The sequence below is a fragment of the Pseudoalteromonas sp. Scap06 genome, assembly GCF_013394165.1.
Taxonomy (GTDB): domain Bacteria; phylum Pseudomonadota; class Gammaproteobacteria; order Enterobacterales; family Alteromonadaceae; genus Pseudoalteromonas.
Genome location: NZ_CP041330.1, coordinates 2173840 through 2196614, shown reverse-complemented (window position 1 = coordinate 2196614; position 22775 = coordinate 2173840). Strand labels below are relative to the sequence as shown.

Below are 22775 nucleotides of genomic sequence, written 5' to 3'. Positions count from 1 at the left end.
TTTCCTTTACTGGCGGTTAGTATGACACGGCAGTGGAATATCGAGTGGTTGGCAAAATTTAATACAAATATGTGCTAATGCTTGATAGGGGGCAATTAATACACCTTGTTTGTAGCTTGCATCAAATAATGCCAGTTCACTGCTAATACTTTCAAGGGTGTGAATATTTAGTCTGTTTATCGCTGTTTGTACCGGCACTTGCTGATTTTTCCAAATCGCTTTTTGTTTAAACAGGGTCGCTAATGACTCACCTTGCAATAACCCTTGTTGTACACTGATTAAGGTATTTAAATCTTTATTGATGGCCCATAAAATACTCACCACTTCAGTGTTATCACTGGCAAGCTTATTTAATACTTTTATTGCTTGTGTAGTATAGCCGTTTAACAGGGCATCACTTAAATCAAAAATATCGAATTTAGATTGGTTTAGTAGCCCTTGCATTACCAGTTGTTGGGTAATGAGAGCGTCACCATGTATTAGTGACAGCTTTTCAAGCTCTTGGAAACAAGCCAGTAAATTGCCTTCAGTGGCATTAATTAAACTGAGCTTAGCCTCGTTTTGTAAATTAAGTGACAAGCGTTGGCATTGTTCATCAAGCCAACGTTTTAAGTGATTACCACTAAGCGGATAGCAGGGTACAAATAACCCTTGCTTATCGAGTGCTTTAAACCACGCACCGCGTTGCACATCTTGGCTTGCTTTGGCGCCTTTAACAATTAAAATGGTGTCAGGATTTTCAAGTTCAACAACCTTTTTAAAGGTGTTAGCACCGGGTGTACCAGGTTTTTGCTGGTTTAAGTCAAGCTCAATAATTGTACGCGCACTAAATAACGACATACTTTGGTATTGCGCTATGATTTCCTGCCAATCAAAGCCTTGGGCTAAAGTGAATTTAATTACTTCATCAAAGCCTTGCGCTTTTGCGCTGTCGCGTATGAGCTGTACACATTGCGCTTCTTGAAAAGGCTCTTCACCAAAAACCAAATAAAAAGGTTTTAACCCCTTTTTTAATTCGCTAGGCAGCTGATTTGCATAACAACGCATTATAGTTGCGACAACTCTCTAACAATTCGACGACTCGCTTGCTGGCGAATTTCGCTGATCAGTAGTTCAAGCTCTTTTGCTTTAGCTAGTGCGTTGTCAGGATCATCTTGGTAATTACGGTAAAGCTCAAAACGTTTTTCAATGGCTTCTTGTTTTGGGCGTTTTACAACATAACTCACACTGTATGCCAGTTCATATTCAGCTACTTGTCCGTTTTGAAACAACGACAAGGTTTGGCGCTCTAGCTGCTCTTTAAATAAATATAGTTGCGCAGACTGTTTACTAGCAGGGAGTAAAGTGACATCGCTCATAGTCAGTTCTGTTTGCAAATAGCTAAACAAAGCTGATTTTTGATCATCACCCACCAAGGTTAGCTGTTTTAAATCATCGGGTAGGCTTGATGCTTTTTTAAGGTGAAAGCCACAGCTCGATAACAAAAAACAGACTAGCGCTAAGGCTAGTCCGTTTTTAATGGCATTTAAAGTAGCCATATTAGTTAGCTACCACGTTAAGCAATTTACCTGGTACATAAATTACTTTGCGGATTGTTGCACCATCAGTAAATTTAGTGACGTTAGATTCTGCAAACGCGAGTGCTTCTACTTGCTCTTGCGTTGCATCAGCTGCAACCGTTAGTTTTGCACGTAATTTACCGTTTACTTGTACGATGATTAATTTTTCATCTTCAACTAGGGCAGATTCGTCAACTTTTGGCCATGCTGCATCTAAAATATCACCTTCTTTACCTAGCTCTTGCCATAACTGATGCGATAAATGCGGTGTTATTGGTGCTAGCATAATAAGTAATGCTTCTAATGCCTCGTTAGCAATGGCAACATCTTGAGTGTCGTTTAATGGCGCTTTTAATAACTTATTAGACAGCTCCATGATTGCGGCAATCGCAGTGTTGAATGTTTGACGACGTTCAACATCATCGCTCACTTTTGCAATGGCTTTATGTAGCTCACGGCGAAGTACTTTTTGTGGGTTAGTAAGCGACGATTTATCAAGTGCTTGGAAGCCAACCGTTTTAACATCTACCGCGTATTTCCATACACGTTTTAAGAAACGGTGTGCGCCTTCAACCCCTGAATCTGACCATTCAAGCGTTTGCTCCGGTGGTGCAGTAAACATCATAAATAAACGCACGGTATCTGCACCGTATTGAGCAATTACTTCTTGTGGGTCTATGCCGTTATTTTTCGACTTAGACATTTTGCTCATGCCAGATGAGAACACAGGTTCACCATCATCGACGTGCCATGCCTTGGTTACACGGCCTTTGTCGTCGGTTTCGGTATTTACATCACTTGGCGAAATCCATACATCGCCGCCTTTTTCATCTTTACGATAAAATGTTTCGGCAAGTACCATACCTTGACAAAGTAAGCGGTCGAATGGCTCGTCTGAATTTACTAAACCAAAGTCACGTAGTAATTTATGGAAAAAGCGCGAGTACAATAAGTGTAAAATTGCGTGCTCAATACCACCAATGTATTGGTTTACTGGTAACCAATAGTTAGCGGCTGCTGGATCTAACATACCCTCGTCATGGCGCGGGCTACAGTAGCGAGCGTAATACCATGATGACTCCATAAAGGTGTCAAAAGTATCAGTTTCATGAGTGGCTGGTACACCATTTACAGTTGTTTTAGCCCATTCTGGGTCCGCTTTAATTGGTGAGGTAACGCCATTCATTACCACATCTTCTGGTAAACGCACTGGTAGCATATCTTCAGTGGCAGCAAGCTCATTACCATTCTCATCACTCAGCATTGGAATTGGCGAACCCCAGTAACGCTGACGGCTTACACCCCAATCGCGTAGACGGAAGTTTACTTTACGCTCTCCCACACCTAATGCTTCTAGCTTGTCGGCAACAGCATTAAAGGCGTTTTCAAAATCAAGGCCATCAAATTCACCTGAGTTTACTAATACCCCTTTTTCGGTGAATGCTTCTTGAGCTAGGTTTACTTCAAGCTCAGAGCCTTCAACTGGCGCAATAACTTGTTTAATATCTAGGCCGTAAGCTGTTGCAAATTCAAAGTCACGTTGGTCGTGCGCAGGTACTGCCATTACCGCACCTGAGCCGTAATGCATTAATACAAAGTTAGCAACCCAAATTGGTAGCTGCTCGCCCGTTAATGGGTGAGTGGCGTAAAAGCCTGTTGCAATACCTTTTTTCTCCATGGTTGCCATGTCTGCTTCAGCAACTTTGGTGTTTTTGCATTCTTCAACAAACATTGCAATCGCGTCGCTATTTTTAGCCGCTTCTTGTGCAATAGGGTGGCCACCAGCAACGGCTAGGTATGTTACGCCCATAAATGTATCTGGGCGTGTAGTGTATACGCTAAATTTTTCGTTGCTATCGGTACGCGTAAATTCTATGTCTAAGCCTTCAGAACGACCAATCCAGTTGCGCTGCATGGTTTTAACTTGTTCAGGCCAGTCTTCTAATTTGTCTAAATCGTCTAATAGCTCTTGTGCGTAGTCGGTAATTTTAATAAACCACTGTGGAATTTCTTTTTGTTCCACTACCGCACCTGAACGCCAACCGCGGCCGTCAATTACTTGCTCGTTAGCTAGTACAGTTTGATCGACCGGATCCCAGTTAACCGTTGACATTTTTTTGTACACTAGGCCTTTTTCGTAAAGCTTAGTGAAAAACCATTGTTCCCATTTGTAATATTCTGGGTGGCAGGTTGCAATTTCGCGATCCCAATCGTAGCCAAAACCTAATTGCTTAAGTTGGTTACGCATGTAGTCAATATTTTCGTAAGTCCACTTTGCAGGGGCTGTTTTATTTTTAATAGCCGCGTTTTCTGCAGGTAAACCAAACGCATCCCAACCCATAGGTTGCATTACGTTCTTGCCTTGCAAGCGCTGGAAGCGAGAAACCACGTCACCAATGGTATAGTTACGCACATGACCCATATGCAGTCGACCACTTGGGTAGGGAAACATTGAGAGACAATAGTATTTTTCTTTGCTCTCATCTTCTGTGGCTTTAAATACTTGGTTTTCTTCCCAGTAGCGTTGGACTTTTGACTCTATGTCTTGTGGGTTATATTGCTCTTGCATTTACGTTTCCAAACTTCTTGCATACTAATAAAAAATTGTCGATAGGATACCCCAAATAAAGCGCTATTCACAGCGTCAAAGCGGCGCTTTTTGTAAAATTGCGAGTAAATTAGTTTTCAGTACAGGTTAACCTATACTTATCTATGGTATAGAGTAAATCAGTAGACGTTTTGAAGGAGTATAAAATGGCAGATTACAGAACATGGCTTAGTGATTTATCCGATTGGTTAAAAGATGTGAAAGAGCATGAAGTTAAAGCCGCAGTAAAGCGATTTATTGAATCTGAGCAGGCACTTAAAGATTTAGGTGAAGAAAAATACCAGCTTTATCGTAATTACTTAATGCGTGACATTTCTCACCTACAAGAAAATAATAGCTACTATAATTCGCTTGCATGGCAGGAGCTTAAAGAGTCATTGTGGTTTGAGCTTTCTCATATTGAAGACAAAACACAGCTTGAATGGCAGTCATTAAGTGAAGATTTTAAGCACAATGGTGTTTATCACGCAGGTGAATGGATAGCCATGGGCACATTAGTATGTAAGAATTGCAACCATAGTTATGATGTTTACCATGCAACGCAAATTATTCCTTGCACGCAGTGTGATGGCATCTATTTTAGCCGCCAGGCTTTACAACCCTAAATATAAGTATTGAGTGGCTGTAAGCCACTCAATATGCCCAAATCTAGCAATTAAGCTGGTAAAAAAAGAAGTTAGAATGACGAAAAAACTGCTGCCACTATCCGTATCAAATCTTGCACCGAGTATTTCTTCGAGCCATGTAAACACTTGCATGAGCAATCCATACCCTGAGCAACTTACCTTTATAGGCCAACAACGTGCGCAAAGTGCATTGGACTTCTCTTTAGGAATGGACCTACCTGGTTATAATGTTTACGTAATGGGAGAGGCGGCACACGGGCGTTTTACCTTAGTAAAAGACAAATTAAAACAACACGCTAAAGAGCGCACAACACCGCATGAATGGCTGTATGTTAATAACTACGACGATCACCGTGAGCCTATTGCGTTATTTATGCATGCAGGGCAAAGCAAACAATTAGCCGATGATATTGACTCATTTATTGATGAAGTACTCGACACCTTTCCTGCTGCATTTGATAACCCAGCTTATCAGCGCAAGAAAAAATCGATAGACCGCGAGTTTAACGATGCTTACGACGGTGCAATTACCGCGGTAGAAATAGCCGCGCTTGAGCAAAGTGTGGCACTAATTGAAGAAAAAGGCGTAGTCGGCTTTGCACCGCTGATTGATGGCAAGCAACTTACCGATAATGAATTTTCTGATTTGGAAGATGATTTACGCGAGATGTTTTTTGAGCGTATAGAAAAATTAGAAGATGCCCTCATCGAAGCGCTTATTGAGTTACCGCGCTGGAAACGTGAATCTAAAGAAAAGCTCCGCAATCTTAAAAAGTCTACCGCTGAGCAAGCCACTAAACCGTTATTAAAAGATTTAGAACATAAATATGCCAGCCATATTGGTGTACTGCGTTATTTAAAAGATATACGTGTAGAAATTATTGATGCCGTACTCGAATGGCTTGATGATGAAGGTGAAAGCGAAGAAAACAAAGAAGACTTTGACCGTAAAGGCATGCTTACCGACTTTTTTGCACCTAATATTTTAGTTGAATATAAAGAGGGCGATGCAGCACCGGTTGTTTACGAGCCAAACCCAACTTTTGGTAATATTTTTGGCAAAATTGAATACGCCACATCGCAAGGGTCGTTAATTACCAGCTATCGCTCAATTCAGCCAGGTGCATTGCACCGCGCCAATGGCGGCTATTTAATTATGGATGCTGAAAAAGTAATGGCTCAACCCCAAGTGTGGGATGGGCTAAAGCTGTCGCTAAAAACCCATCAAATTAAAAATGACTTACCTTATCAAGACAGTGTCGTTGGTAGTAGCTTTACACTTCGACCGCAGTTAATACCGCTTGATGTGAAAATTATTTTACTTGGCTCACGTGAGCTTTATTACACCATCGGTGAATACGACGAGGAATTTGCTGAGTTATTTAGAGTACTTGCCGATTTTGATTATTACTTACCAAGTAGCGATAAGCTGCAGTATCAGTTTATTACTAAAGTAAGTGATTACTGCGAGCAAACATTAAAGTGCACGTTAAACGAAGCCGCAATGGTACGATTACTTAAATTTAGTTATCGCCAAGCAGAGCACCATAATAAGTTATCAGCACGTTTTGCTGATGTGTTAGAGCTTGTGGCTGAGGCCAGTTTTTACGCTAAGCAAGACAAGCTAACGGTGATTGATGCACGTCATATTGACGAAGCCATACAAGGCAAGCAGTACCGTACGGGGCAAATTAGCGAAAACATGCTCAGCGATATAAAGGAAGGGCACACTTTAATAGCCACTGAAGGTCAAGCCGTAGGTAAGGTAAATGGTTTGACTGTACTGCACATTGGAGACACCTCATTTGGCACACCTGCACGTATTACTGCTACCGTTTATGCTGGTGCTGACGGCGTAATTGATGTGGAACGCGAAGCTGAGCTGGGTAAAGCAATTCACTCAAAAGGGGTAATGCTGCTTACCGGTTATTTAGGTAACAAATACGCGCAACACTTTAGCTTAACACTCAGTGCGAATATTGCTATTGAACAAAGTTATGGCTACATAGATGGTGATAGCGCCTCTCTTGCTGAACTTTGTGCGCTCATTTCGGCCATTACGAGCTTACCTATCAGTCAGTCTATTGCTCTAACTGGTTCAATTAACCAGCATGGTGATGTGCAGGCCATTGGTGGTGTAAACGAGAAAATAGAAGGTTTCTTTAAGCTATGTAAAATGCGCGGCTTAACGGGTGAGCAAGGGGTTATTATTCCTAAATCGAACCAAGTTAATTTGGTGCTTGATGACGAAATACTCAATGCCGTTGAGTTAGGTAAGTTTAATATTTATGCTGTGGAAACCGTTGACCAAGCATTAAACTTATTAATGGATATTGAAGCGGGTGATATGGTTGATGAACACTACCCAGAAGATTCGGTTAATGGCATCGCATTAGCGCGATTAAAAGACATTGCTGATATTGTTAATGGCGATAACAGCGACGAAAAAGACCACGACTCAGAAGATGAAAAAGGGGAGTTATGATCAATATAATTTTACTGATTGTTATCGCTATTTTTTGCGTTTTAATTTTTAAAAACAGTAAAAAAGCCAAACAACAAGCAATCGCAAACGCACAGATTGAAAGTGATTATTTAATTGCCAATGCAAAAACTGAAGGCGTAAATGAAACCGCATCTGGCTTGCAATATAAAATAATCCATAAAGGACAGAGCGAAAATACACCTAGCCCAACGAGTATGGTTAAAGTGCATTATCATGGCACTTTAATCGACGGCACTGTATTTGACAGCTCAGTGGAGCGCAAAACTCCGATTAGCTTTGGTTTGCACCAAGTTATAAAAGGTTGGACAGAAGGCCTACAACTGATGAGCCCGGGGGATAAATTTCAGTTTTATATACCGCATCAGCTCGCCTATGGTGAAAAGCGAGTAGGGAGTATTCCTCCTGCATCATTGCTTATTTTTGAGGTGGAGTTACTGGCTATAGAGTCGTAATTTTAAGGTAAAAAATACTTTAAGCCCTGCTTTAATCAAGTAGGGCTTTTTTATTTGCTCTTATCAGTCAATCCTACTCAAGAATTTAAAATATCAGTCGATACCTAAAATAGTGACAAATTCATTTTAGGGATAAAATAATGAAGATTTCAACCGCCTCAATTCAATATCAAGCATCTAATTATAACAATCAGGCTTTAGTAGAAACAGAGCCGCAACCTAAAGATGATGAATCACAAGAACAACCTGACTATGTTTTATCAGAGTTTTTAGATGCAAAGGTTCAAAAATACAGCGAAGATAACGCAACATTTGCTGAGCAATATCAAAATTTAGAAAAGGCATATAAATATTTCACCCAGCAAGTAGTTGCATTACAAGAGCAAGTAAATAAGCTTAAGCAGAGCACGGTACAACGTAGTTTAACCATAGATAATAGCCAATATGGGCCAGCTGAAGGCGAGAGTCGCTTAACTATGGATACTGAGCATATCGGGGCTAAAAAATATAAAACCGAGCAACAACAAGAAGAGATAAATAGATTGCAGCTGCAACTTAGTGAGGTGAAGTCTCAGCAGGCAGCAATAAAACAACAAATTATTGAGCTAGTAATCAACGAAATGAAAAGGCGAGGCGACGACTTCACTGTTTAACCTTGTAATGTACACAGAGAAGTTAGTTTTTAAACTCAATTTTTCCTATTTCAAGCCTAAATTTCCCCGCCTGTTTACCTGCAATCATAAAGCCAAGCTGCTTTATCTCTTTAAAGCTAATTGTAGGCTGTTGTTCAAGTAAGCGGCCGCGATAAGTAAGCTGAAAATCTTCAGGTAAAAACTCAATATTAAGCCACTCACTCTTCGTGGTACTGAACGAACGTGTATAAGCCGCCCCATCCATGTACTCATTAGTTCTTAAACGTAGTTGGTAGGTTTGACCATCGCCCTTAACACGTAGCATAATTTTAGTGATGTCTTGGCTTTGTACATCCAATAGCGTTCGAATAGAAGCAAACCCGCCATTGTTTGCAAGCGATAAGTTGCCTGTAAACACTAAATTGTCGTTTTCATACAAAACCTGACTATTAGAAATGCCACCCATCACCGAATCATTCACTACATACCAGCGAGCATTGGCATTTGCCTCGGTGGTGGCAAACAGTAAGTTAAAAACAAAAAGTGATGAGAGTTGTTTGGCGGTCATGAGCTCTTCCTAGTAGCTTTTATATTTAATACGATACAGTAGATTAATTGTTCACTCTTTTAAGAATTAATCTACACCTAGCGGCTATTTTTAATATTAACTCTCGTTATCCATTTTATTCGCTTGAGCAAAAATTAAAAAGCGCGTAATTTAACCGCGTTACCTATTTTAATAACAAGTATAATAATGAAAGCACAAGAATTAGAACAATTAGCGTTATCTAAAGCCGAAACTCGAGAAGTGATCACGCCGTATGCCTTTAAGGTTGATAATGCTTTACTTGGCTTGCCTTTGGCTTCGCCGACTCGGCGCGTATTAGCTATGATTATAGATGTTGCATTAATATTCTTAGCTGCAAAGCTCAGTGCAACTATTATTGCATTCGTTGCTGCGATGGCGTTTTACAAAGGAACGGCGCAGCAATACCTTCCTAAAATTTCGAGTGTGTGGCGAAGAATATTAAAAATAGTAGCAGCAAGTATTTTATTTGTAAGCGCTCTTGCTGTGCTTTCAATTGGCATAGATTACTTAGAAGGCGATGACTCTGCTCAAGGCTTAACTGTTCAAGGCTTAAAAATACAGGATGACATTCAGCTTACTTCCACAGAAAAAAAGCAGGTAAATGCCTACTTAGTGCAAACAGACGACGAAAGCTGTGAGCAATCTTGTCAACAAAATGCACTTGATAATTTGATTGGGCAAGTACCCAAATTAGCCGAAATGGACGACCTACAAAACCCACAACTTGCAAAAGCATTTTTACAATTATTAGTGCTTGGTGAAAATAACGGATTAAAGCTTGCGCAGTTAACAGAAGATAAACCCGCACAAACAACCACACACAGTATTTTGCAGTGGGGCAAAGGTATTATTCAAGATTTAGGTTTGGGTTTTGGCTGGGCGGCTGTGTACTTCACACTGTTTTCTTTATTATGGCGCGGTCAAACCCCTGGTAAAAAGCTCTGTAACACCAGAGTGGTTGCATTAAGTGGTGAACCGCTGGGTTTACTTGATTGTTTTGGCCGCTACGGTGGTTACGGTGCAGGTTTTGCCACTGGCTTGTTAGGTTTTTTACAAGTTTACTGGGATCCAAACAGGCAAGCCATTCAAGATAAAATATCAGCCACGGTAGTTATTCAAGGGAATGTGAACCAAGTTGTAAATGTGCAAACTATAGAAGAGACTGTTAAAAGTTAACTTTGCTCTTATTACAAGGATGGTTATGAAAGCTTTATTAATTGTATTTGTTAATCTGTATTTTATTACGGTTTCGTATGCGTCAGAAGATATTATATTAGCAAAAGCGCATCAGCTTAAGTCTGTTATTTTAGATGAGCAACGCAGCTTCAGCGTTTATTTACCGCCAAGCTATAATGAAAACCCTGATAAAGAATATCCAGTTATTTATTTGCTCGATGGTGACCAAACACAGCTGAAAGCTGTCGCCGGGCTAGTAGAGGCACTTAGTACAGAACGGCTAGAGCAGCAAATACAACAAGCAATTATAGTAGCCATTCCAAATAGTAAAAATGCGATAAGAGAACGTGACTTTACCCCAACCAATGTCGATTGGACATTTAACGGTAAACTCCTAGAAAGGTTTGAAAATATTGGTAACGCCGCGAACTACAGCGTCTTTTTCGAAAAAGAACTTATTCCACTCATTAATAAAAATTACCGAACATCAACTAAACGCGTATTAATTGGCGAGTCTTTTGGTGGCTTGTTTGCAAACTATGTATTGCTTACCAATCATGCGCTATTTACAGACTACTTAATAATTGATGCAACTTACCTTTGGGATAATAACTACCTCAATCGATATTTTGATAAGAAGCAATTTGTAAACAAGCAGCTTAACGGTAATGTGTATTTTACCTTTGCAAATAACGGCGAAGCGTTTGGTGAGATTGGTAAAACAAATTATCAATGGGGCTTAGCATTTGTTGAAAAGCTAAAAGCGCACTCGAGCGATAATTTAAATATAAATCAACGTTACTTTGAAGATGAAACTCATGGCACAGTCGCTGCACTTAGTTGGTATTATGGGTTAAAAAGTATACTTAAAAGATAATTTTATCATTGAAGTTGAATGGGAGTTTAATTGCTAAACATAAAGCACAAAGAGTTTCATAAAAGTTTTTTATATCTATTAATTATATTCGTACTAATGAGCTATTTAGTATTGCTCATTGGATGGTACGAGTTTAACGATCCTGCTCTTATTGCTAATGAGCGATTACATTTTATAGAGCTAGTAGTGCTACCTATATTAACCATGGCAGTAATATATACATTATTTAAAAAGTATAGGTGTGATCACAACTTTAATTATTTAATAACTCGTCACTTTTTTAAAGGTAGCAGGCTAGTAAAAGGATTTTTGATAGTAATGTACCCTTGTTTGATCTATATGGCGCTGTGGAAATTTAGCGTAGTTCCCATTATGTATTATGCTGAAAATAATTTAGGCGAACTGTGGTCTGAAGAATATTTTTTAACTGATGTAACTACATGTATTATAAATGATCAGCAGCAATGTATAACATTAAACATTGCTGATTTATCCACTGGTGAAGAGCATTCGTTTAGATGGTACTTAGATACGGACGAGCTACAAACACTTAAAAACAAAAAAATAAATTTAGCCGGTGAAAAAAGTTACTTTGGCTATCTTGTTAACGAAATACAATGGTAAAAACCAAAGGGAATTAAATGAAAAGTAATAATTTTAATGAGAGCATAAAAGGCTTTTTTTGGGGAGTTGGGTTTGTAATAGCAATGCTTGGCGGTATTAGTGCATTCGCCCTGACAATTGCCGCTGATGTTGACAGTGGATTTAAAACAATGGTTTCTAGTAAAGCATTAGAAACAAGTGATGAATTTAACAATGACTATAATCTAACTCTTTCTGAAATATACAAAGAAAATGGTCAAGTAAGAATCGCAGCTGAATTAAAAAATATTACTAACGAGAGCATTTATACGGGAACCGTTATTGCTTCTACATTTGACGAAAGTGGCAAGTTTATTGGTAATTGTGTAGGCAAAAGCACAGACAGCTTCTTAGAACCTAGCGAAGTTAGCTATGTTGACATTAAGTGCAATTTATTTAGATCACAAGCAAGTAAAGTTCACTCGACAAAGCTTAAAATTAAGTGGTTTTAGGCATGTATTCAATTTTTTTAGAGTTAAGTGTAGATGCTAAATAAGCTATTTAGTTGGGAGCGTGGGCGACAAAGATCAGGTTACGACAAGATGCTGCTCTGTCGTATTTTTGCTCCTTTTAAGTTTGATGTTTATTTGATTAAATTTCCACAAGGGAGTGAAATAAAACCGCATATCGATAACGTTAAAACTGGTCGGCACTTTAGGCTCAATATTATATTAAAACATGCCGCCAAGGGTGGTGAGTTTATTTGTGACAACCCAATTATAAATTACCACCGAGTTAAGCTGTTCAGGCCTGATATAGAACAGCACCAAGTATCAAAAATAGAAAAGGGCAGTCGTTATATTTTAAGCATAGGCTGGATTAAAAATTAAATTTTTTTAGGTTGGGCTTTGCAAAGCTAAGCCCAACAAAAATCATCTTCTGTTGCTGATAGCTAAAAGCTCTAATTTACTTCTTAAACCTAGCCCCAAATCCAATCATACCCAATAACAATATAACTCCCCATACAAACCCATTGCCGTATTGGCTATACACGCTATCCCCTTGTATGAGCTTTATATTGGCTTTGAGTGTGGTAGCTTCAAACTGTGGCATAGTTTGGCGTGTTTGGCTTATGGGGTCGTATACACCGCTTATGCCGTTATTGGTAACACGCACTAGTGGACGTTGTAGTTCAAGGGCGCGCATGCGGGCAATTTGCATATGCTGATGGGGGCCTATTGAGTCACCAAACCAAGCATCATTACTCACCGTAAATAATATGTCTGAGTCGCTTTTATAATTACCCCGCACTAGATCGGCAAATACTATTTCGTAGCAAATAGCAGGCAGTAGGTTAAAGCCATTCGCACGTAAGTTATTTTGCACTTTATCACCGCGAGAGAACGATGACATAGGCAAATCAAATAACGGAGCTATGGGGCGTAGTATGTCTTCAAAGGGAACAAACTCACCAATCGGCAGTAATTGATGTTTTTGATAGCGGTTACTGTCTAAGTAACGATAGTGGCCGTGTTCATCATTTTGCTCTTTGTTACCGACCACAATTAGCGTATTGAAAATGGTTTTAGTGTCTCGTTGGTAATCGACAATACCGGTCACTAATGCAGTTTTATTGAATGAGGCGGCACTGTCTAAGCCTGCTAAATACGAATCGGCAAGCGCTTCTATCTCAGGCACTGCAGCTTCAGGCCACACGATTAAATCGGCATCCCAATGACGGCGCGTCATATCCTGATACTTACTCATGGTGGTCCAAAACTCACTGGGGTCAAAGCGCAAGTGTTGTTTTATATTACCTTGTACAAGCAGCACAGAAAGGTCTTTATCGGAGTAATGGGTTACCTTTGTAAAGTGTGCGCCTGCGAAGGCAAGCAAAACCACAGCAGCGGTAACAACAGGCATTTTAAATTGTTTTTGCGCTAAGCTGTACAATGCAAAGCCAATGGCAATACATAATAGCGTGAGCCCAAATTCACCAATTAAAGGAGCAAGGGCATTCAGAGGGCTATCGGTTTGTGTATAACCAAAGCTTAACCAAGGAAAACCAGTTAACAGGTTGGCACGCAAATATTCACTAATAGCAAAACAAGGGAGTAATAGCGCTGCAAAACTTATAGAGCCGTTTGAAAAGCGAGTGGTTGCCCACAGCGCCAGCGCAGGAAATAACGCAAGGTAGCTACAAAGCAGTGCCATTAATGCAATTGAGGCGATAAGTGGCATACCGCCAAAGGTGGCGATAGAAACATGTACCCAACTTATACCTGCACCAAACCAGCCTAGGCCAAATATAAAGCCATATTTAGCCGCTGTTTTAGCATGTACTTTTCCATTGAGGTTTGCAGGAATACAAAAAAATAGCGAGCCTATGCTAAAAAATACAATCGGCCAAATACCAAAAGGCGCGTAGCTAAAAGTTAAAACAAGGCCCGCAACCAGTGCGAGCCATGCTTTTTTATCTTTTGCTAGTAGGGTGAGACTAGTTAGCAGTTTCTTCACTGTCGTTATCATCAGCCTTAGGAATGGTGACTTGCAGTTGCAATATACGACGATTATCAGAATTGGTTACTTTAAACTGAAATCCCTCTATATCGATGGTTTCGCCACGGCTCGGCATATGGCCAAAGGCGTGTAACACGGTACCACCAATAGTGTCGGCATCTTGCGAGCTATAGCCTGATTTAAAATGCTCGTTAAAGTCATCTACAGGGGTCAGTGCTTGCACAACGTAAACATGTTTAGCCAGTTGTCGAATATCTTGTTGTTCTTCTTCTTCATCGTGCTCATCTTCGATTTCGCCAACAATGATCTCAAGAATATCTTCAATGGTTACTAAACCCGATACACCGCCGTATTCGTCTATCACAATTGCCATATGGTAGCGTTGCTGACGAAATTCATTAAGCAGGGTATCCACCCGTTTACTTTCAGGCACTACCATGGCAGGGCGCAAATAGTCACGTAGCGATGGTAAATGCTCATCTTTATTTAAAATGAGAGGTAATAAGTCTTTTGCGAGTAAAATCCCTTCTACATGGTCTTTATCTTCACACACTACCGGAAAACGAGAGTGGGTAGAGTCAACCATCATAGGTATGTGCTCTTCAAGCGGGCTATCAATTTCCAAAGTGACCATTTGTGAGCGCGGGATCATAATATCTCGCACTTTGAGCTCAGACACGCCAAGCACACCTTCAATCATTTCTTTGGTTTCAGGATCGATTACATCCCGCTCTTGGGCATCGGCAATTACCTCAACCAGCTCTTCTCTATTCTGGGGTTCCCCTTGCAACATCTGGGTTATACGACCCAGCCAAGTTTTGCCAGAAGAACCCTGGCTAGATTGCGAGTTATCGTCGCTCATTACGTCTAATTGCTCCGTTTATTTAAATATCGTCCCGATATGGGTCTGCTATGTTTAGTTCAGCAAGTAATTGCTTTTCTATGCTTTCCATCTCTAACGCGTCTTCACTCTTTATATGGTCAAATCCAAGTAAATGCAAGCATCCATGAATAACCATATGAGCAAAGTGGTCATGAAATGACTTTTCTTGCTCTTGTGCCTCAGCCAAAACAATGGCAGGACAAATAATTAAGTCGCCCACAAGTGGGATATCAATACCCGGTGGCGCTTCAAATTCAAATGATAATACGTTGGTAGGCTTATTTTTACCACGGTAGTCATTATTGAGCTGTTGCGACTGTTCCTCATCGCTGATAACAATGGTCAGCTCAGACTCATCACGATATTGGCTAAGCACTTTATCGGCCCACATGGCAAACTGCTCAAGGCTGGGTAAGTTGTCAAACTCACACGCTATTTGTAAATCAAGTTCTGTTTTCACGGTATTACCCTTTGGTAGCAGGTTGCTCTTGAGCGGCGAGCGCTTCTTTGGCTTGTTGTTTCTCTAACCGCTTAAGGCGTTCACGCTCATCGTTGCGCTCATACGCTTCTACAATGCGGGCTACTACAGGGTGGCGTACCACATCGTGCGATTTGAAAAAGTTAAAGCTAATTTCATCAACGCCATCCAATACTTCAATAGCATGGCGAAGACCAGAGCGCGCACCCCGAGGTAAATCAACTTGGGTTATATCGCCGGTGATCACTGCTTTAGAATTAAAACCAATACGGGTTAAGAACATTTTCATTTGCTCTGTGGTGGTATTTTGGCTTTCATCTAAAATAATAAACGCATCATTAAGTGTGCGCCCACGCATGTAAGCCAATGGCGCAATTTCAATGATGTTTTTTTCAATCAGTTTTTCAACACGCTCAAAGCCAAGCATTTCAAATAAGGCATCGTAAAGTGGGCGTAAGTAAGGGTCTATTTTTTGGCTTAAGTCACCCGGTAAAAAGCCGAGTTTTTCACCCGCTTCAACCGCAGGGCGAGTGAGCAATATACGGCGTATTTCTTGGCGCTCTAGTGCATCAACTGCCGCTGCAACTGCAAGATAGGTTTTACCTGTACCTGCAGGGCCAATACCAAAGGTAATGTCGTGGTGCAAAATATTAGCAACATACAAGCCTTGGTTATCGTTTCGTGGTTTAATAACGCCACGACGGGTTTTAATCATCATTTCTTTGCCATAAGCACTGTGTGCAACATCTTGCTCAAGCGCTTTAGACTCAGTGATGGCTAAATGTACGTTGTCAGGCTCAATTTCGCCAATTTCCCCACGTACAGGTTGAGTATCAATATAAAGGTTTTTTAAGATCTCTACCGCGCCGGCGCTACTGTGTAGTTTACCGGTTACTTTAAAAAAGTTATCACGATGAATAATTTCAACACCCAGACGGCGTTCAATTTGTTTGATGTTTTCGTCAAACGGGCCACATAATGAAGAAAGGCGTTTGTTGTCGGCAGGTTCTAAATAAATCTCTAATGTTTTTAACTGATTACTCAAAATTACTTCCTATTACAGTGCGCCAGAGTTAACTGGCGCAATGAATTTTTGCAACTAAGGTACGAAAGTAGCAACGCCAATTTCGTTAGCTGTCTCGGTTTTTTGCTCACTCGCTGCTTTGGTTAAAATAGCAGAAGGCGCAATTTCGCGGCGTAAGTTCATTTCTGATTCTGTACGAATTAAATCGCCACGTAAAGAGTTTGGTAACGCCTCGGTAATACGTACATCAACAAACTGACCGATCACTGTGTGTGGGCCAACAAAGTTAACTACACGGTTATTTTCAGTTCGGCCACGTAGTTCCATCGGGTTCTTCTTAGAAGGACCTTCAACTAAAATACGTTGCTCAGTATCAAACATTTGGCGGCTAATTTGCTGTGCCATTTGCGTAATACGGTTTTGCAATAAGTACAGGCGCTCTTTTTTCTCTTGCTCGGTTACGTCATCTGGCAAATCGGCTGCTGGTGTACCTGGGCGTGCGCTGTAAATAAAGCTAAAGCTCATATCAAAACCAATATCGTTGATAAGGTTCATGGTGGCTTCAAAATCGGCCTTGCTTTCACCTGGGAAACCTATGATGAAATCTGACGACATGCTTAGGTTAGGGCGAATTTTACGTAGCTTACGAATTGTTGATTTGTACTCAAGAGCAGTATGGCCGCGTTTCATTAAATTTAAAACACGGTCTGAACCACTTTGTACTGGAAGGTGTAAGTGATCAACCAGCTCAGGCACATCAGCATACGCATCAATAATGTCTGGTGTAAACTCTACAGGGTGTGAGGTGGTGTAACGAATACGGTCAATCCCGTCAATTGCAGCCACTAAACGAATTAGATCTGAGAAATAGCAAATTTCACCATCGTGTGTATCACCACGGTACGCATTTACGTTTTGACCTAATAGGTTAACTTCACGTACGCCTTGCTCGGCTAACTGTGCAACTTCTAATAATACATCATCAACAGGGCGGCTTACTTCTTCACCACGGGTGTAAGGCACAACACAGAAAGTACAGTATTTAGAACAACCTTCCATAATTGATACAAACGCAGAAGGACCTTCCGCTTTAGGCTCAGGTAAGCGGTCAAATTTTTCAATCTCAGGGAATGAAATATCAACTACAGATGAACCTTTATCGCCTTGTACTTGTTTAATCATCTCAGGTAAACGGTGCAAAGTTTGTGGACCAAAAATAACATCTACAAACGGAGCACGTTGGCGAATTGAATCACCTTCTTGTGATGCAACACAGCCGCCTACACCAATAATAAGGTCTGGTTTGTCATCTTTTAATAACTTCCAACGACCTAGTTGGTGAAATACTTTTTCTTGCGCTTTTTCACGAATTGAACAGGTATTAAGTAAGATAACATCAGCATCAGCAGCTTCTTCAGTTAGCTGATAGCCGTTGGTAGCATCTAGAAGATCAGCCATTTTCTGAGAGTCGTATTCGTTCATCTGACAACCCCAGGTTTTAATATGCAGCTTTTTGCTCATTGAAATATAGCCTCGTGTTCAATTCGATAGTGGCACAAATATGTGCTAGAAACAGGTATAAGTGGCGGAATTATTAAAATTTCGCTCGACTTAAAGGACGCGTATTTTAGCTGGATACACGCTCAAAACCAAGTATAGATTTCATGTTTGTGATCTGAAATCAATATAGTATGGGTTTAATAATAGAATTAAGCGAAGCGCTCACACTGAGCAAACTAATTACGATACAATCTAAGCAGAGTTAAGTCAGAATTAAAATGATGAAAAACATGGCTAAAAATAATGTAATTGTAGTAGGGGGCGGCATGGTTGGTGCCGCTATGGCTATTAAATTAGCGCAACAAGGCAAAGTCGTACGTGTTATTGAAAAACATCCAATAGATGCACCACAGGTACTTAACAGTGATGACGTTGATATACGCGTTTCGGCTATTAATCGCTTTTCGGAAAAACTGCTTGATCAGCTCGGTGCGATGCCATTACTGAGAGCAAATAGATTGGCTCCCTATGAACAATTAGAGACCTTTGAACGAGGTAACGATCATTTATTATTTGATTGTCATGCTATTAACACCACCCATTTAGGTCATTTAATTGAGAATAAGCTAATTCAAGCCAGTTTATGGCAGCAATTTGAGCAACATAATATTGAAATGATTAATCCTTTGTCGGCTTTAACAGCAATAGAGCAAAACCCTGATAGCATTAGCTTGCACTACAACGAACAAAGCTATACTGCTGATTTAGTCATTGCAGCGGATGGTGGGCAATCACAATTACGTAGCAAAGCCAATATTGGTATAACTGGTTGGCAATATCAGCAGCATTGTATGGGCGTGCTAATAAAGCTCGATGCTCCGCAACAAGTTAAAACATGGCAGCAGTTTACACCTACAGGGCCTGTTGCGTTTTTACCTATGAAAGCACCTTATGCAAATTTAATTTGGTATGACGATGCAAAAACCCTCAAAGCATTTAAAGCCCTACAACCTAGCGAATTAAAGGCTCATATTATTGAAAAGTTTCCAAAGCTTGCAGGTGATTTTGAAGTACAAAGCCATGCTATATTTCCTTTGGCAAGGCAGCATGCCAATAATTATTCACAAGGCAGACTCGTTTTAGTGGGTGATGCGGCGCACACCATTAATCCTCTGGCAGGACAGGGTGTTAATTTAGGCTTTCAAGATGTAGCTGCTTTAGCTGAAGTGTTGCGTACAGCTGATGATGTAGGGTGCCCGCTAATGCTCAAAGAATACGAGCGTAGTCGTCGTAACGCTAATTTGTTAATGATGAGTATGATGGATGCTTGCTACTTTGGTTTCTCAAATCAAATAGCCCCATTAAAATGGGCGCGCAGCACATTTTTAAAGTTAGCTAATAATACAGGGAAGGTAAAAAATTGGGTGCTGAAATACGCGATTAGTGGCAAGTTAGATTAAATTCGCTTACATAAATCTAGATTCTTATAATAATAACAAGTGCCGCTTATGTGGCACTTGTAAACGGAGATAAATTTAGTTCCACATACCTGAACGAGAGTACATATATTCAGCGCTTGCGCACCAATTAACATCTTCCCATGTAAAGTCAGTGTAGTAGATTTTATCAACACATGCTGTCATTGAACTTTCGACTTTATAAACGTCAACTATACATGTTGTTCCATCACAACTGGCTGAACGGTCATATGTACCATCAAAAACCCAAACAACATTAGAAACAGCTTTAGAGGTATTAACCTTAAATGCTATTTTCGGGTGAAAATTAGGGTTACTTTCACCGCCAAAGCACATGTTTTGTGAGTAATTGTCGTAAGCCATTGTGTCTACATAACACGACACTGAGTTTGCAAGTACATTTGCTGAAAAAAGACCCGAAAACAAAGCAATGATTAAATATATTTTTTTCATGATAACTATCCTTATTAAGTTTATATAGCTCTTTATTTGAGCAAAACAAACATTACCATAAAAGGTACACCTGTCAACCTTTCATTAACATGTTTTACATAAATACCTAAATTGGGTCTAATTGCTTTTATCTGAGTGACTAATATCAATACGTAATAATAATTAATCATTTTGAGCGGGTAAGTTAGGCTCTTTAAGCATTAAAAGTTTTTTATTTGGAGTTAGCGAGATTTTTGCTTTGCTGTCGACAATTTCTTTGCTTAAAAATGTTGTATTGGATAATAAAAGTAGAAGTAATGATAAATTATTTTTAATCTAGTGTGGAGGTGTAATCAAAGATGTGTGCAAATTGGCTGGGATACCAGGATTTGAACCTGGGAATGCCAGGATCAAAACCTGGTGCCTTACCGCTTGGCGATATCCCAACTCTAAATTTGGATAAGTTTTAGTTCTAGTTAAGAACATGGTGCGGAAGGAGAGACTTGAACTCTCACATCCTAAGATACTGGAACCTAAATCCAGCGCGTCTACCAATTCCGCCACTCCCGCATACAAGTTTATATTTAGACTCTTAACAGAGTTTTCTTATACAACGTTCTTTGGTAGAAGAAGTTGGCTGGGATACCAGGATTTGAACCTGGGAATGCCAGGATCAAAACCTGGTGCCTTACCGCTTGGCGATATCCCAACTAAGAAATTGCTGATAATTTTAATTCTTATCAAAGAATATGGTGCGGAAGGAGAGACTTGAACTCTCACATCCTAAGATACTGGAACCTAAATCCAGCGCGTCTACCAATTCCGCCACTCCCGCATCGAGTATACAGGTAATACTGTTTTGGAACCTAAATCCAGCGTCTAATTCAAGACAACCGCCAATTCCGCAACTCCTGTATTATCACTTTGAATTAATCAAAGAAATGGTAGTTATTTTAAACTCTTCATTGAGTTGCAATTTAACTCTTGCAGAGCCACTTCTAAAAAAGAAATGGTGGCTAAGACGGGATTTGAACCTGTGACCCCATCATTATGAGTGATGTGCTCTAACCAGCTGAGCTACTTAGCCATTGTTGGCTGGGATACCAGGATTTGAACCTGGGAATGCCAGGATCAAAACCTGGTGCCTTACCGCTTGGCGATATCCCAACAATAAACAATTGATAGTTTTAATTCATATCAAGAATATGGTGCGGAAGGAGAGACTTGAACTCTCACATCCTAAGATACTGGAACCTAAATCCAGCGCGTCTACCAATTCCGCCACTCCCGCATTATTACTTTGAATTAATCAAAGAAATGGTAGTTATTTTAAACTCTTCATTGAGCAACAAAAAATAAATGGTGGCTAAGACGGGATTTGAACCTGTGACCCCATCATTATGAGTGATGTGCTCTAACCAGCTGAGCTACTTAGCCATCTTTTTTGTTAGCACTTCATCGCTGAGTGCGGGGCGTATTATGCTGATATGCCCCAAATTCGTCAACACCTTTTTTGCAAAAAAACACTTAAGTTGGTTTGTTTGCAGGAAAAATAGGCTAACCGGCTACTTTTTAATTAAAACGTTGCTTTTTTAACACTCTTTATCAGCGTGGCATTGTAATTATAGCTTTGTTTTACAATTCTGAGCTTATGATAAAAGTAGCTAATTATTGTTTTTATTCGGCTGAAAAGTAAAAAGGCTCGTAAAAACGAGCCTTTCAAAACAATTAGCCACTCAAGGTGGTGCAGTGTTTAATTATACGTTGAACAAGAAGTTCATTACATCGCCATCTTTAACAATGTATTCTTTACCTTCTTGACGCATTTTACCTGCTTCTTTTGCACCGCTTTCGCCTTTACATGCAATAAAGTCATCAAAAGCAATTGTTTGTGCACGGATAAAACCACGTTCAAAGTCGGTATGGATTTTTCCTGCAGCTTGTGGCGCTGTTGCACCCACAGGGATAGTCCATGCGCGCACTTCTTTTACACCCGCAGTAAAGTAGGTTTGTAAGTGCAATAATTCATAACCGCCACGAATAACAAGGTTAAGCCCTGGCTCTTCAAGACCAAGGTCAGCCATAAACTCTAACTTGTCTTCATCTTCAAGCTCAGAAAGCTCAGACTCGATGGCAGCACACACTGGTACAACAACCGCATCTTCAGCGGCAGCTATTTCACGCACACGATCAAGTAGTGGGTTATTTTCAAATCCATCTTCTGCTACGTTTGCAATATACATCGTTGGCTTGATGGTTAAGAAGTTAATAGGTGCAATTGCTGCTTTTTCTTCTTTTGTTAGTGCTAAAGAACGTAAAGTTAAGCCTTCATCAAGATGCACTTTTACTTTTTCAAGTACTGCATTTTGCTCTTTTGCGTCTTTATCACCGCCTTTTGCTTTTTTTGCATTACGGAAAATTGCTTTATCAGCACTGTCCATATCAGCAAGTACAAGCTCAGTGTTGATCACGTCAATGTCGTCCGCAGGGTCAATAGTCCCCGCTACGTGAATAACGTTTTCATCTTCAAAACAGCGAACTACATGGCCAATCGCATCAGTTTCACGAATATTTGCTAAAAACTGATTGCCTAGGCCTTCACCTTTCGATGCACCTTTAACTAAACCTGCAATATCCACAAATTCCATACTTGTTGTAAGAATACGTTGTGGGTTAACAATTTTAGCAAGTTCGTCTAGGCGAGGATCTGGCACCGGTACCACACCTGTATTAGGTTCAATGGTACAAAAAGGAAAGTTAGCGGCTTCAATACCCGCTTTAGTCAATGCATTGAAAAGTGTTGATTTACCAACATTAGGCAAGCCAACGATGCCACATTTAAAACCCATAGTA

21 protein-coding genes and 8 tRNA genes are annotated in these 22775 nt (G+C 40.2%); 10 read left to right on the top strand and 19 right to left on the bottom strand.

The genetic code is table 11. The annotated features are described in order from the left end of the window. Positions 1–6 precede the first annotated feature (6 nt). Genes holA through leuS form a run of 3 tightly spaced genes read right to left on the bottom strand, consistent with a single transcriptional unit; the run spans position 7 to position 4128 of the window. Positions 7–1047: a DNA polymerase III subunit delta gene (gene holA / locus FLM47_RS10185; RefSeq protein ID WP_178956310.1), complete on the bottom strand. Its 1041-nt coding sequence runs from the start codon at positions 1045–1047 to the stop codon at positions 7–9. Next, complete coding sequence (lptE, locus tag FLM47_RS10180) at positions 1047–1538, bottom strand: LPS assembly lipoprotein LptE (RefSeq protein ID WP_178956309.1); 492 nt, start codon at positions 1536–1538, stop codon at positions 1047–1049. The genes holA and lptE overlap by 1 nt, the downstream gene beginning before the upstream one ends. Before the next feature lies 1 nt (position 1539). Then, complete coding sequence (leuS, locus tag FLM47_RS10175; RefSeq protein ID WP_178956308.1) at positions 1540–4128, bottom strand: leucine--tRNA ligase; 2589 nt, start codon at positions 4126–4128, stop codon at positions 1540–1542. A gap of 185 nt (positions 4129–4313) precedes the next feature. Here leuS and FLM47_RS10170 point away from each other — a divergent pair, with 185 nt between their 5' ends. The 4 genes from FLM47_RS10170 to FLM47_RS10155 all read left to right on the top strand — a co-directional run bounded on the left by FLM47_RS10170 (position 4314) and on the right by FLM47_RS10155 (position 8404). After that, complete coding sequence (locus FLM47_RS10170; protein WP_138604986.1) at positions 4314–4772, top strand: hypothetical protein; 459 nt, start codon at positions 4314–4316, stop codon at positions 4770–4772. A 76-nt stretch (positions 4773–4848) separates the two neighbouring features. Then, a complete protein-coding gene (locus tag FLM47_RS10165; protein ID WP_178956307.1) occupies positions 4849–7278 on the top strand; it encodes a Lon protease family protein in 2430 nt (809 codons plus the stop codon). Continuing rightward, a complete protein-coding gene (locus FLM47_RS10160) occupies positions 7275–7751 on the top strand; it encodes an FKBP-type peptidyl-prolyl cis-trans isomerase (RefSeq protein ID WP_036982055.1) in 477 nt (158 codons plus the stop codon). The genes FLM47_RS10165 and FLM47_RS10160 overlap by 4 nt, the downstream gene beginning before the upstream one ends. 140 nt (positions 7752–7891) lie before the next feature. After that, positions 7892–8404 carry a hypothetical protein gene (locus tag FLM47_RS10155; protein WP_178956306.1) on the top strand — a complete coding sequence of 171 codons (513 nt, stop codon included), beginning with the start codon at positions 7892–7894 and terminating at the stop codon, positions 8402–8404. A 22-nt stretch (positions 8405–8426) separates the two neighbouring features. Here FLM47_RS10155 and FLM47_RS10150 read toward each other — a convergent pair whose 3' ends face one another. Beyond that, positions 8427–8951, bottom strand: a complete 525-nt coding sequence (locus FLM47_RS10150) for a CIA30 family protein (protein ID WP_178956305.1) — start codon at positions 8949–8951, stop codon at positions 8427–8429. Between the two features lie 186 nt (positions 8952–9137). Here FLM47_RS10150 and FLM47_RS10145 point away from each other — a divergent pair, with 186 nt between their 5' ends. The 5 genes from FLM47_RS10145 to FLM47_RS10125 all read left to right on the top strand — a co-directional run bounded on the left by FLM47_RS10145 (position 9138) and on the right by FLM47_RS10125 (position 12497). Further along, positions 9138–10148, top strand: a complete 1011-nt coding sequence (locus tag FLM47_RS10145) for an RDD family protein (RefSeq protein WP_178956304.1) — start codon at positions 9138–9140, stop codon at positions 10146–10148. A gap of 25 nt (positions 10149–10173) precedes the next feature. After that, positions 10174–11025, top strand: a complete 852-nt coding sequence (locus tag FLM47_RS10140; protein ID WP_178956303.1) for an alpha/beta hydrolase — start codon at positions 10174–10176, stop codon at positions 11023–11025. Positions 11026–11364: 339 nt separating this feature from the next. Next, a complete protein-coding gene (locus FLM47_RS18890; protein WP_232735511.1) occupies positions 11365–11649 on the top strand; it encodes a hypothetical protein in 285 nt (94 codons plus the stop codon). A 17-nt stretch (positions 11650–11666) separates the two neighbouring features. Further along, positions 11667–12119 (top strand): ATPase, encoded by a 453-nt coding sequence (locus FLM47_RS10130; RefSeq protein WP_178956301.1) that lies wholly within the window; start codon positions 11667–11669, stop codon positions 12117–12119. 33 nt (positions 12120–12152) lie between these two features. Next, positions 12153–12497 (top strand): 2OG-Fe(II) oxygenase, encoded by a 345-nt coding sequence (locus tag FLM47_RS10125; protein WP_178956300.1) that lies wholly within the window; start codon positions 12153–12155, stop codon positions 12495–12497. Positions 12498–12573: 76 nt separating this feature from the next. Here FLM47_RS10125 and lnt read toward each other — a convergent pair whose 3' ends face one another. The 5 genes from lnt to miaB are packed head-to-tail and all read right to left on the bottom strand — an operon-like array spanning position 12574 to position 18033. Further along, entirely contained in the window at positions 12574–14124 is a 1551-nt protein-coding gene (gene lnt, locus FLM47_RS10120; RefSeq protein ID WP_178956299.1) for an apolipoprotein N-acyltransferase, read from the bottom strand. Continuing rightward, entirely contained in the window at positions 14105–14989 is an 885-nt protein-coding gene (corC, locus tag FLM47_RS10115) for a CNNM family magnesium/cobalt transport protein CorC (RefSeq protein WP_010388331.1), read from the bottom strand. Before corC ends, lnt begins: the two co-directional genes overlap by 20 nt. Before the next feature lie 22 nt (positions 14990–15011). Beyond that, positions 15012–15470: an rRNA maturation RNase YbeY gene (gene ybeY / locus FLM47_RS10110; protein ID WP_010388332.1), complete on the bottom strand. Its 459-nt coding sequence runs from the start codon at positions 15468–15470 to the stop codon at positions 15012–15014. Positions 15471–15474: 4 nt separating this feature from the next. Further along, positions 15475–16533 carry a PhoH family protein gene (locus FLM47_RS10105; protein ID WP_075169576.1) on the bottom strand — a complete coding sequence of 353 codons (1059 nt, stop codon included), beginning with the start codon at positions 16531–16533 and terminating at the stop codon, positions 15475–15477. Between the two features lie 54 nt (positions 16534–16587). After that, a complete protein-coding gene (gene miaB / locus FLM47_RS10100) occupies positions 16588–18033 on the bottom strand; it encodes a tRNA (N6-isopentenyl adenosine(37)-C2)-methylthiotransferase MiaB (RefSeq protein WP_010388336.1) in 1446 nt (481 codons plus the stop codon). Between the two features lie 257 nt (positions 18034–18290). Between miaB and FLM47_RS10095 the strand changes: the two genes are divergently transcribed. After that, positions 18291–19472, top strand: coding sequence for an FAD-dependent monooxygenase (locus FLM47_RS10095; protein WP_178956298.1), 1182 nt, complete (start codon positions 18291–18293; stop codon positions 19470–19472). A gap of 75 nt (positions 19473–19547) precedes the next feature. Here FLM47_RS10095 and FLM47_RS10090 read toward each other — a convergent pair whose 3' ends face one another. From FLM47_RS10090 to ychF, 10 genes are all read right to left on the bottom strand, one after another. Further along, positions 19548–19943, bottom strand: coding sequence for a hypothetical protein (locus FLM47_RS10090; protein WP_178956297.1), 396 nt, complete (start codon positions 19941–19943; stop codon positions 19548–19550). Positions 19944–20293: 350 nt separating this feature from the next. Next, positions 20294–20368, bottom strand: a tRNA-Gln gene (locus FLM47_RS10085). Between the two features lie 39 nt (positions 20369–20407). Beyond that, positions 20408–20492, bottom strand: a tRNA-Leu gene (locus tag FLM47_RS10080). Between the two features lie 64 nt (positions 20493–20556). Then, a tRNA-Gln gene (locus FLM47_RS10075) sits at positions 20557–20631 on the bottom strand. 41 nt (positions 20632–20672) lie between these two features. Then, positions 20673–20757 (bottom strand) — tRNA-Leu (locus FLM47_RS10070). A gap of 175 nt (positions 20758–20932) precedes the next feature. Next, positions 20933–21009 (bottom strand) — tRNA-Met (locus FLM47_RS10065). Positions 21010–21014: 5 nt separating this feature from the next. Then, positions 21015–21089, bottom strand: a tRNA-Gln gene (locus FLM47_RS10060). Positions 21090–21128: 39 nt separating this feature from the next. Continuing rightward, positions 21129–21213 (bottom strand) — tRNA-Leu (locus FLM47_RS10055). A 69-nt stretch (positions 21214–21282) separates the two neighbouring features. Continuing rightward, positions 21283–21359: transfer RNA gene (locus FLM47_RS10050), tRNA-Met, on the bottom strand. Positions 21360–21679: 320 nt separating this feature from the next. After that, entirely contained in the window at positions 21680–22771 is a 1092-nt protein-coding gene (gene ychF / locus FLM47_RS10045) for a redox-regulated ATPase YchF (protein WP_008115165.1), read from the bottom strand. Positions 22772–22775 lie beyond the last annotated feature (4 nt).

Coding starts and splice junctions, on each gene's coding strand:
- ychF (WP_008115165.1), bottom strand. CDS start 22,771: ATGGGTTTTAAATGTGGCATCGTTGGCTTGCCTAATGTTGGTAAATCA.
- miaB (WP_010388336.1), bottom strand. CDS start 18,033: ATGAGCAAAAAGCTGCATATTAAAACCTGGGGTTGTCAGATGAACGAA.
- FLM47_RS10125 (WP_178956300.1), top strand. CDS start 12,153: ATGCTAAATAAGCTATTTAGTTGGGAGCGTGGGCGACAAAGATCAGGT.
- FLM47_RS10155 (WP_178956306.1), top strand. CDS start 7,892: ATGAAGATTTCAACCGCCTCAATTCAATATCAAGCATCTAATTATAAC.
- FLM47_RS10170 (WP_138604986.1), top strand. CDS start 4,314: ATGGCAGATTACAGAACATGGCTTAGTGATTTATCCGATTGGTTAAAA.
- leuS (WP_178956308.1), bottom strand. CDS start 4,128: ATGCAAGAGCAATATAACCCACAAGACATAGAGTCAAAAGTCCAACGC.
- holA (WP_178956310.1), bottom strand. CDS start 1,047: ATGCGTTGTTATGCAAATCAGCTGCCTAGCGAATTAAAAAAGGGGTTA.
- FLM47_RS10140 (WP_178956303.1), top strand. CDS start 10,174: ATGAAAGCTTTATTAATTGTATTTGTTAATCTGTATTTTATTACGGTT.
- FLM47_RS10130 (WP_178956301.1), top strand. CDS start 11,667: ATGAAAAGTAATAATTTTAATGAGAGCATAAAAGGCTTTTTTTGGGGA.
- FLM47_RS10165 (WP_178956307.1), top strand. CDS start 4,849: ATGACGAAAAAACTGCTGCCACTATCCGTATCAAATCTTGCACCGAGT.
- corC (WP_010388331.1), bottom strand. CDS start 14,989: ATGAGCGACGATAACTCGCAATCTAGCCAGGGTTCTTCTGGCAAAACT.
- FLM47_RS10160 (WP_036982055.1), top strand. CDS start 7,275: ATGATCAATATAATTTTACTGATTGTTATCGCTATTTTTTGCGTTTTA.
- FLM47_RS10090 (WP_178956297.1), bottom strand. CDS start 19,943: ATGAAAAAAATATATTTAATCATTGCTTTGTTTTCGGGTCTTTTTTCA.
- FLM47_RS10145 (WP_178956304.1), top strand. CDS start 9,138: ATGAAAGCACAAGAATTAGAACAATTAGCGTTATCTAAAGCCGAAACT.
- lptE (WP_178956309.1), bottom strand. CDS start 1,538: ATGGCTACTTTAAATGCCATTAAAAACGGACTAGCCTTAGCGCTAGTC.
- FLM47_RS10095 (WP_178956298.1), top strand. CDS start 18,291: ATGATGAAAAACATGGCTAAAAATAATGTAATTGTAGTAGGGGGCGGC.
- FLM47_RS10150 (WP_178956305.1), bottom strand. CDS start 8,951: ATGACCGCCAAACAACTCTCATCACTTTTTGTTTTTAACTTACTGTTT.
- FLM47_RS18890 (WP_232735511.1), top strand. CDS start 11,365: ATGGCGCTGTGGAAATTTAGCGTAGTTCCCATTATGTATTATGCTGAA.